This is a genomic window from Cellulomonas sp. PS-H5, assembly GCF_019265565.1.
Classification (GTDB): domain Bacteria; phylum Actinomycetota; class Actinomycetes; order Actinomycetales; family Cellulomonadaceae; genus Cellulomonas.
On the sequence record NZ_JAHVCI010000036.1, the window covers coordinates 36,363 to 42,514 of the forward strand.

Sequence of the window (6,152 nt, forward strand, 5' to 3'; positions counted from 1 at the left end):
CCACCCATGGTGGCCCAGGCGTCCGGCACCCGGCACTCCCACTAGGCTGCGGCCCATGCTGCTACGCCTGTCCACGCTCTTCGTCCGCACCCTGCGCGAGGACCCGGCCGACGCGGAGGTGGCCAGCCACAAGCTGCTCGTCCGCGCCGGCTACATCCGCCGCGCCGCCCCCGGCATCTACACCTGGCTGCCGCTGGGTCTGCGGGTGCTGGGCAAGGTCGAGCAGGTCGTGCGCGAGGAGATGGCCGCCGCGGGCGCGCAGGAGGTGCACTTCCCGGCGCTGCTGCCGCGCGAGCCCTACGAGGCGACCGGCCGGTGGACCGAGTACGGCCCGAACCTGTTCCGGCTGCAGGACCGCCGCGAGAACGACTACCTGCTCGCGCCGACGCACGAGGAGATGTTCACGCTCCTGGTCAAGGACCTGTACTCGTCGTACAAGGACCTGCCGCTGACGCTGTTCCAGATCCAGACCAAGTACCGCGACGAGGCCCGCCCGCGGGCCGGCCTGATCCGCGGCCGCGAGTTCATCATGAAGGACGCCTACTCCTTCGACGTGGACGACGCGGGGCTGGACGCGTCGTACGCCGCGCAGCGAGCCGCGTACCAGCGTGTGTTCGAGCGGCTCGGGCTGGAGTACGTGATCGTGGCGGCGACGTCCGGCGCGATGGGCGGCTCGCGGTCCGAGGAGTTCCTCAACCCGACCGCGATCGGCGAGGACACGTTCGTGCGCTCGCCGGGCGGCTACGCGGCCAACGTCGAGGCCGTCACGACGGTCGCGCCGCCGGCCCTGCCGTACGACGACGCCCCCGCCGCGCACGTCGAGGACACCCCGGACACCCCGACGATCGACTCGCTGGTCGCGGTGTCGAACGAGCGGTTCCCGCGCGCCGACCGCCCCTGGACGGCCGCGGACACGCTGAAGAACGTCGTGCTCGCCCTGGTGCAGCCGACCGGCGAGCGCGAGCTGCTCGTCGTCGGCCTGCCCGGCGACCGCGAGGTCGACCTCAAGCGCCTCGAGGCCGCCGTGGCCCCGGCCGAGGTCGAGCCGGCCGTCGAGGCGGACTTCGCCGCGCACCCCGAGCTGGTCAAGGGCTACATCGGCCCGCTCGCGCTCGGCCCGAACCGCGAGGGCCTGGCCGCCGACGCCGAGGGTCGCACCGCGGTGCGGTACCTGCTGGACCCGCGCGTCGTCCCCGGCACCCGCTGGATCACCGGCGCGAACGAGCCCGGCAAGCACGTGTTCGACCTCGTGGCCGGCCGCGACTTCACCGCGGACGGCACCGTCGAGGCGGCCGAGGTGCGCGCCGGCGACGAGGCCCCCGACGGCTCCGGCCCGCTGGAGCTCGCGCGCGGCATCGAGATCGGCCACATCTTCCAGCTGGGCCGCAAGTACGCGCAGGCGCTCGGCCTGACCGTGCTCGACCAGAACGGCAAGTCCCAGGTCGTCACGATGGGCTCGTACGGCATCGGCGTGTCCCGGGTGCTCGCGGCGCTGGCCGAGGCGAACCACGACGACCGCGGCCTCGCCTGGCCCGCCGGCGTGGCCCCGGCGCACGTGCAGATCGTCGCGACCGGCAAGGACGCCACGGTGTTCGAGGCCGCGGAGTCCCTGGCGCAGACCCTGGACGCGCGCGGCATCGAGGTGCTGTACGACGACCGGTTCAAGGTCTCGCCCGGCGTGAAGTTCGCGGACGCCGAGCTCCTGGGCGTGCCCTTGACCGTCGTCGTGGGCCGCGGGCTCGCGGACGGGCTGGTCGAGGTGCGGCCGCGCGTGGTCGTCGAGGGCGGCCCGCAGGCCGAGCAGGTCCCGGTCGCCGAGGCCGCGGACCGCGTGGCGGAGCTGGTGGACGCGCTGCTGGCGCGCTGACCCCCCGGCGCCGCGACGGCCCCGCCCCCTGCCCGACGGCAGGGCGCGGGGCCGTCGCCGCGTGGGGCGCCCGGCGGCGCCGGGCGCGACGCGGCCTACGCCTTCTGGCCCCGCCACGTCGATCTGCGGTGGCGGGGCCGCGAGGCGTAGGCGCCGCGGCCGCGGCCGCGACGCCGGGGCCGCGTGGCCGGGAGTGCCCCACGCGGCCCGGGGTGTACGCGGGGGCGCCCGGGGCGCGACGCGGCCTACGCCTTCCGGCCCCGCCCACGCCGATCTGCGGTGGCGGGGCCGGAAGGCGTAGGCGTCGACCGCCCGGCCTCCGTGGGCCGGGTCAGCCCGCGGCGGCGGTCGGCGTCGGGGACGCCGTGGGGGCGGCGGCCGGCAGGCCCGGCAGCGCCGTCGGGGTCGCGCCCCAGGAGAGCGCCTCCACGGCCGAGGTGCGCAGCCCGTCGACGGCCGCGGTGCGGTCGGCGGTCGACGCGCCGGTGTCGAGCACGGCGTCGGCGTGCACGGCGGCCAGGTCGGTCAGCAGCCCCGCCGCGAACGCCCGCACGGCCTCGGCGGTCGACACGTCGGCGTCCAGCTCGTAGGCCACCCGCCGCGGGTCCTCCGCGGTGCCCGCGACGCCGACGGCCTCGGCCCAGGCGGTCGCCGCGGCGCGGTGCGCGGCGGCGGCGGAGCGGGCCCGGGCGCGCGCGTCGTCGGACAGCCGGGCGGCGGCGACCTCGAAGCCGTAGCCCGCCTGGTCCTCCGCGAGCACGAGCGCGAGGGCGTCGGCGCGGTCGAGGTCCGCACCGAGCGCGTCGGCGGGGCCGGTCGCGGTGGGCGAGGGAGCCGGGGTCGCCGACCCCGACGCGGACGCCGACGGCAGCGCCGCCGACCCGTCGCCCGACCCCGACCCGTCCGCCGACCCGCCCGCCGTGAAGCCGCCCTCCGGCTCGGCGTCGACCGCGGGCGCCTCGGTGTCGAGCGCGGCGGCGAGCCGGTCGGTCAGCTGGGCGCGCGACGCGGCGACGGACGCGAGCAGCCGGGCCAGGCCCGGGTCGTCGGTGGCGCGCGCGTCGGCGCGGGCCTCGGACGCGGCGCCGCCGAGCAGCGCCAGGACGTCGGCGGGCGTGGCGGCCGGGTCGGTGGCGGACGGCGTGGGCGAGGGGGTCGCGTCGGGGTCCTCGGCGAGCCCCGACTCGTACACTCCGCCCAGCGCCTCGACCTGGACCTCCGCCGTCGACGCGACCAGGCCCAGCACGGCGCCGACGCCCTCGTCGGCGCCCGCGGTGGCGGCCTCGGCGGCGGACGCGAGGGCGAGCGCGTCGTCCACGGCGTCCCGCCGCACCTGCTCCGTGGCGTCCGGCACCGGCTCGGCGGGCGGGTCGGTCTCGAGGCGCAGGCCGCAGCCCGCCAGCAGCGCCGCGGTGCCGAGCGCGAGCACCCCGGCGAGGGCGCGGGCGCGCCGGGACCGGGCGGGCGCGGGGTGCGGGGCGGGGCGCGACGGGCGGCGCGAGGCGGTGCGGGGCATCGCGGGCGATCCTGCCACGGCCACCCGGCCCCGCACCGGACCCGAGGTCCCCACCCGGGCCGGTGTCGCGCACGTCGCACCCGGTCCGGGCCCCGTCCGGCGGGTGCGGAGCCCGGGAGTCAGTACCCTGGTGGCAGCACGCGGTCCGCCGCGCGCCGCTCCACCGTGCAGGACCGACAACCACACAGCGTCGACGTCCCCGGTGTCGGCGTGCGCGCGACGAGGCCGCACCCCGCCGAGGACCGACACAGGAGGTCAACATGCCCGCGCCCGCCAGCGCGCAGCGCATCCGGGAGACCATCGAGCCGGTGGTGACCGCCGCCGGCCTGTGGCTGGAGGACGTCGAGCTGGGCCGCGAGGGCGGCCAGGCCGTGGTGCGCGTCGTGCTCGACGCGCCCGAGGACGTCGAGGACCAGGTCGACCTGGACGGCGTCGCCGACGTGTCCCGCGCCGTCTCCGCGGCGCTCGACGACCTGGACGGCCTGCCCGACCGGTACACCCTCGAGGTGTCGAGCCGCGGGGCCACCGCGCCGCTCGTCGCCCGCCGGCACTACGCGCGGGCCATCGGCCGCCTCGTGGTGCTCCGCCTGGAGGACGGGGGGTCGCTGACCGGCCGCCTCGTGGACGTGGAGCGCGGGGCGACCGACGCGGAGGACGCGGTGGTCGTGACGCCCGAGACGCCGGGCGTCAAGGGCCGGCCGGCCAAGATCGGCGAGCCCGTCCGGCTGCCCCTGGCGCGGGTCCGCGAGGGCCACGTCGAGGTGGAGCTGGTCCGGGACAAGGACGACGCACGGGGCGGCGACTCCGCCCCCGACGGGCCGCAGGGCCGGGAGGACTGATCGTGGACATCGACATGCAGGCGCTGCGGCTCATCGAGCGCGAGCGCGAGATCAGCCTGGACGTGCTCGTCTCGGCCATCGAGCAGGCGCTCCTGTCCGCGTACCACCGGACGCCGGACGCGCACGCCGACGCGCGGGTCGAGCTCGACCGCCGGTCCGGCCACGTCACCGTGTGGGCGCGCGAGCGCACCGTGGTGCCCGCGCCGGACGCTCCGGAGCCGGCCGAGGACGAGGACGGCACGGTGACCGCGGTCCCGCCGACCACGACGTCGCTGGGCCCGGAGTTCGACGACACCCCGGCCGGCTTCGGGCGGATCGCGACCGCGACCGCGCGCCAGGTGATCGTGCAGCGGCTGCGCGACGCCGAGGACGACCAGGTGCTCGGGCAGTTCCGCGGCAAGGAGGGCGAGGTCCTCGGCGGCGTCATCCAGCAGGGTCGCGACCCGCGCGTCGTGCTCGTCGACGTGGGCGGCACGGAGGCCGTGCTGCCCGCGCACGAGCAGGTGCCGACGGAGAAGTACGTCCACGGCGAGCGGATCCGCGCGCTGGTGCTCGACGTGTCGCGCGGCTCGAAGGGCCCGCAGATCACGCTGTCCCGCACGCACCCGAACCTGGTCCGCAAGCTGTTCGAGCTCGAGGTCCCGGAGATCGCCGACGGCCACGTGGAGATCACCGCGCTGGCCCGCGAGGCGGGGCACCGCACCAAGATGGCCGTGCGGTCCCGCGTGCAGGGCCTCGGCGCGAAGGGCGCATGCATCGGCCCGCTCGGTGCTCGCGTGCGCGCCGTGATGGCCGAGCTGCACGGCGAGAAGATCGACATCGTCGACCACTCGGACGACCCGGCGGAGATGGTCGCGCACGCGCTGTCGCCGGCGCGCGTGCTGTCCGTCACGGTCGTCGACCCGGCGGCGCGCGCCGCGCGGGTGGTCGTGCCCGACTACCAGCTGTCGCTCGCGATCGGCAAGGAGGGCCAGAACGCCCGCCTCGCCGCGAAGCTGACGGGCTGGCGCATCGACATCCGGTCCGACGCGCAGGGCGCCGACGGCAGCCACGAGGGGACGCCCGAGGCCGCGGGTTCGCCCTCGGCCGACGGTGACGGAAGCGCCGCCGGTCGAGTCGGGTGACGTCGCGCGCTAGACTGAGGTCGGCTGGGCCGGTGGCCCGGCTCTCCTCGCCGAGCAGGCGCCACCCCGACACCCACGCAGCGGACGACGTTGCGGAGGTCGTCGTGGGCCCGGTGCGCACGTGCGTGGGGTGCCGGAACGCCGGTCCGAGGTCGGTCCTGCTGCGCGTGGTCGCGGCGACGACGGACGCGGGAGACCCCGCGGTCGTGGTCGACGTGCGCCGGGCGCTGCCGGGCCGGGGTGCCTGGCTGCACCCCGATCCTCACTGCCTCGAGCTCGCCGAGCGCCGTCGTGCGTTCCCGCGGGCCCTGCGTCTCGCGGGGCCGCTGGACACGTCCGCGGTGCGGGAGCACCTCGGGGTCGTGTGAGGAGGACCGTCGCCGCCCGGGCAACCCGCCGGGGTGGCATGTGCACCGTCGAACAGGGAAAGCGGGTCGAAGAGCCGATGGCTGCCCGATGAGCACGCACCGATGAGTACCCAGCGATGAGTACCCAGCACTAACGACGGTCCGACCCTGTCCGGGCGGACCGAGACAGGGAGAGATGTGGCCAAGGTCCGCGTCTACGAGCTCGCCAAGGAGCTCGGAGTCGACAGCAAGTCCCTCATGACCAAGCTGAACGAGCTCGGTGAGTTCGTGCGCTCGGCGTCCTCGACGATCGAGCCCCCGGTGGTCCGCAAGCTGCGGGACACCTACCCCGCCGGTGGTGGCGCCAAGCCCGCCGCGAGCCGGCCCGCCAGCGCCCCGGCCGCCGCGCCGGCCCCGTCGGCGACCCCCGCCGCCCCCGCGCCGTCGGCCCCGGCCGCC

Annotated in this window: 6 protein-coding genes; 5 read left to right on the forward strand and 1 reads right to left on the reverse strand. The window is 77.1% G+C overall.

What is annotated here, in order from left to right; genetic code table 11:
* Window positions 1–55: 55 nt before the first annotated feature.
* On the forward strand, window positions 56–1,867 hold the full coding sequence (locus J5O08_RS13865) for a proline--tRNA ligase (RefSeq protein WP_218707470.1): 1,812 nt from the start codon (window positions 56–58) through the stop codon (window positions 1,865–1,867).
* Between the two features lie 331 nt (window positions 1,868–2,198).
* On the opposite strand, the gene J5O08_RS13870 is transcribed toward J5O08_RS13865, so the two are convergent.
* Complete coding sequence (locus tag J5O08_RS13870) at window positions 2,199–3,383, reverse strand: DUF4439 domain-containing protein (RefSeq protein ID WP_218707471.1); 1,185 nt, start codon at window positions 3,381–3,383, stop codon at window positions 2,199–2,201.
* A 260-nt stretch (window positions 3,384–3,643) separates the two neighbouring features.
* On the opposite strand from J5O08_RS13870, the gene rimP reads away from it, so the two are divergent.
* From rimP to J5O08_RS13890, 4 genes are all read left to right on the forward strand, one after another.
* On the forward strand, window positions 3,644–4,222 hold the full coding sequence (gene rimP / locus J5O08_RS13875) for a ribosome maturation factor RimP (RefSeq protein WP_218707472.1): 579 nt from the start codon (window positions 3,644–3,646) through the stop codon (window positions 4,220–4,222).
* 2 nt (window positions 4,223–4,224) lie between these two features.
* Window positions 4,225–5,346 carry a transcription termination factor NusA gene (nusA, locus tag J5O08_RS13880; protein WP_218707473.1) on the forward strand — a complete coding sequence of 374 codons (1,122 nt, stop codon included), beginning with the start codon at window positions 4,225–4,227 and terminating at the stop codon, window positions 5,344–5,346.
* 125 nt (window positions 5,347–5,471) lie between these two features.
* Window positions 5,472–5,714, forward strand: a complete 243-nt coding sequence (locus J5O08_RS21680) for a YlxR family protein (RefSeq protein WP_374225980.1) — start codon at window positions 5,472–5,474, stop codon at window positions 5,712–5,714.
* A gap of 177 nt (window positions 5,715–5,891) precedes the next feature.
* Window positions 5,892–6,152, forward strand: a 261-nt coding sequence (locus J5O08_RS13890; protein ID WP_218707476.1) for a translation initiation factor IF-2 N-terminal domain-containing protein, incomplete at its 3' end; no start/stop codon positions are given.